The sequence below is a fragment of the Pseudomonas sp. P5_A2_2 genome (assembly GCF_054177685.1).
The window spans coordinates 1-2,864 of the sequence record NZ_JBGCUL010000594.1 but is presented as its reverse complement, the minus strand read 5'-3'; the positions used below and the strand labels follow the sequence as shown (position 1 = coordinate 2,864).

Annotated in this window: 2 protein-coding genes; one reads left to right on the top strand and one right to left on the bottom strand. The window is 62.0% G+C overall.

Going from position 1 to position 2,864, the window contains the following annotated elements:
- Nucleotides 1-913: MFS transporter (locus ACXRVY_RS22795; protein WP_458238303.1), on the bottom strand; the 913-nt coding region annotated here is incomplete at its 3' end.
- 331 nt (nucleotides 914-1,244) lie between these two features.
- Here ACXRVY_RS22795 and ACXRVY_RS22790 point away from each other — a divergent pair.
- Nucleotides 1,245-2,864, top strand: a 1,620-nt coding sequence (locus tag ACXRVY_RS22790) for a methyl-accepting chemotaxis protein (RefSeq protein ID WP_458238302.1), incomplete at its 3' end; no start/stop codon positions are given.

Sequence of the window (2,864 nt, the reverse complement as noted above, 5' to 3'; positions counted from 1 at the left end):
GTGCAACGCCGAGGATCGAGAACCAGATCACCGCCTTGCGCCCGATCCTGTCGCCGATCGGCCCACCAAAGAACGTCCCCGCCGCTACCGCGCCGAGAAACAGGAACAGGTGCAACTGCGAACTGGCGACCGACAGGTCGAATTTCTCGATCAGGTAAAAGGTGAAGTAGCTGGTGAGGCTGGCCATGTAGAAATACTTGGAGAACACCAGCAACCCGAGCACGACCAACGCGCAGGTCACTCGGCCCTTGGACAGGCCGTGAGTCGCCGCCTGACCTTGCTTGAGCTTGAACAGGTTCAAGTGGTTGGCGTACCAGCGGCTGATCCGGTAGAGCACGAACAGCGCAAACACCGCGAACAGGCCGAACCAGGCCACGTGCCCCTGACCATAGGGAATGATGATCGCCGCCGCCAGTAACGGGCCGAACGCCGAGCCTGCATTACCGCCGACCTGGAAGGTCGATTGCGCCAGCCCGAAGCGCCCGCCCGAAGCCAGGCGCGCCACGCGGGACGCTTCCGGGTGGAAGGTCGACGAGCCGATGCCGATCAGCCCCGCCGCCAGCAGAATCAATGGAAAGCTGCCGACCACCGACATCATCAGAATCCCGACCAGGGTGCAGATCGTCCCCGCCGGCAATAACCACGGCTTGGGATGGCGGTCGGTGTAGTAACCAACCCACGGCTGCAGCAGCGAGGCCGTCAACTGGAACGTCAGGGTGATCAGGCCGACCTGGGTGAAGGTCAGGCCATAGTTGGCCTTGAGCATCGGATAGATCGATGGCAGCACCGACTGGATCAGGTCGTTGATCAAATGCGCCAGCGCTACCGCGCCGATGATGCGCATCACCAGGGGACTGCTTTGGGGCGTAGCGGACGCCGGCACTGAGCCGGACTGGGCGTTGCTGATAGCCATGGGAGTTTCCAAAACACAAGAGGTACAAACGTGCAGGTGCGTCAATGTGCCATTTTTCAGTGCGGCAACGCCATCCCCTTAGCCTGCTAACGACTTCGTTTTTCATCGCCACAACCTTGATGGCGCAAAGCCATGGTCTGAATCTTGCCTTCCTTGTCTGCTTGAACGCGGCCTCCTTACAAAGGAGACCAAGAATGGGAAGTTTCGCCACAGAGTCGGCCTACAGAGCGGACAAGGGTGAACTTTCGAGGCCTTTTAAGAGGGCACGAGTCGGGGGCAATAACCTCCGGCGCACGCCAATGGTGCGTGGTGTCCAGAGGAGTCATGGGGCATGCAGGCTTTTTTATCACCGGGGATCGGGCTGCTGGGGCGCTTCGGCTTCGCACGCAAATTCCAGCTGTTGTTTCTGCTGTTTATCCTGCCGCTGGCCGGCAGCCTGTGGATGATCGGCCAGGACTATCGCGACAAACTCAGCCTGATCTCCGGCGAACGCGCCGGGGTACGGCAACTGCTGGCTCTTGATGCGCTGGATGACCTGCTCGGCGCCCAGCGTGATCGTGCCGCCCGGTGGCGCGCCACGGAAACCAATCGCCAGCCAACGCCGGCCACCCTCGCCGCGATGGCAGCCTTCGATGCGGTTCAGCCTGCCGTCAGCCAGGCCACTGCCGAGTTAGGCCAGGCCCTGCAAAAAGAAAGTGCAGAGGGCGAAACCCTGACGCGTTATCAGGCTCTGCAAACCGCTCTCGATGGCCTCGACTCAAAAAGTCTGAGCAATGTTGGCTGGTGGCCGGATGGCTATGATCGCTTCACCAACGCCTTGAGCGCCCTGCAAGCCTTGCGCGAGCAAATCGCCATGGACAATCGCCTGACGCTGGCATCGTGGCTGGAGACTTATTTGCTGACGCAGATTTCCACCCAGCATGCGCCGGACCTGATCGAACGGGTCGGTCGTCTGGCGGCGATGGGTCAGGCCTCGGTGGTGTCTGGGCAGTTTACCCTGCAAAGCCGTCTTCAACTGCGCGACTTGCGCAGCCGCATCGGCGATGCGCGAGAGCAGCTTGTGAAAACGGCTGGCCTGCTCGAAGCGCGCTTGCCCAGCGCCCTGCAAACCTGGGCCGGGCAATACCACGACAGCCTCAAGCACCTCGATGCGGGCCTGAAGGTGCTGGATGACGGCGTGTTCGGCGGCAGCATCAACCTCAAGCCGGAAGACTTCGAACACAGTCTCGATGCCCTGCTTTCCGACCTCGCCTCGTTGCGCCAGCAGTCGCTGGTGTCGCTGGATCAACGCCTGGATTACTACCACGGCTCGGCGATCCGCCAGTTCATTGTGGTGGCCGCCGTGTTGGGCTGCCTGCTGTTGGCGGCACTGTATCTGTTCATCTGCTTGCAGGCCTCGATCCGCCGCAGCGCCAGCGGTATCACGGTGCTGGCCGAGGCGTTGCGCGATGGCAATCTGAGTCTGCAAGTGCCGGTTCAGGGTCGGGACGAGCTGGCAGTCATCAGCACCGCGCTGAACGTCGCCGTGGTTCAACTGCGCACCAGCCTGCAAGGGGTGGATCACGAAACCCTGCAATTGAGCAACGCGGTGAAAACCCTCAATCATCATTCCAGCGATGCCCTGGGCGAAGTCGAAGCCCAGCAGTTGCAGATCAGCCAGATTGCCGCTGCGGCGACGCAATTGGCCGCCACCTCCCAAGGGGTGGCCCACAGTTGCGAACAGGCGTCCGGCAGCGCCCAGCACACCCGGCGCATTGCCGCCGACAGCAGCCGTGACAGCCAGCGCACCACCGCGAGCATCCAGCAACTCAATCAACGCCTGAACGACACTGCCGCGGCGCTGGGCCGGGTCAGTGAACAAGGGCAGCAGATTCAACTGGTGGTCGACACCATTCGCGGCGTCGCCGAGCAGACCAACCTGTTGGCACTCAACGCCGCCATCGAGGCGGCT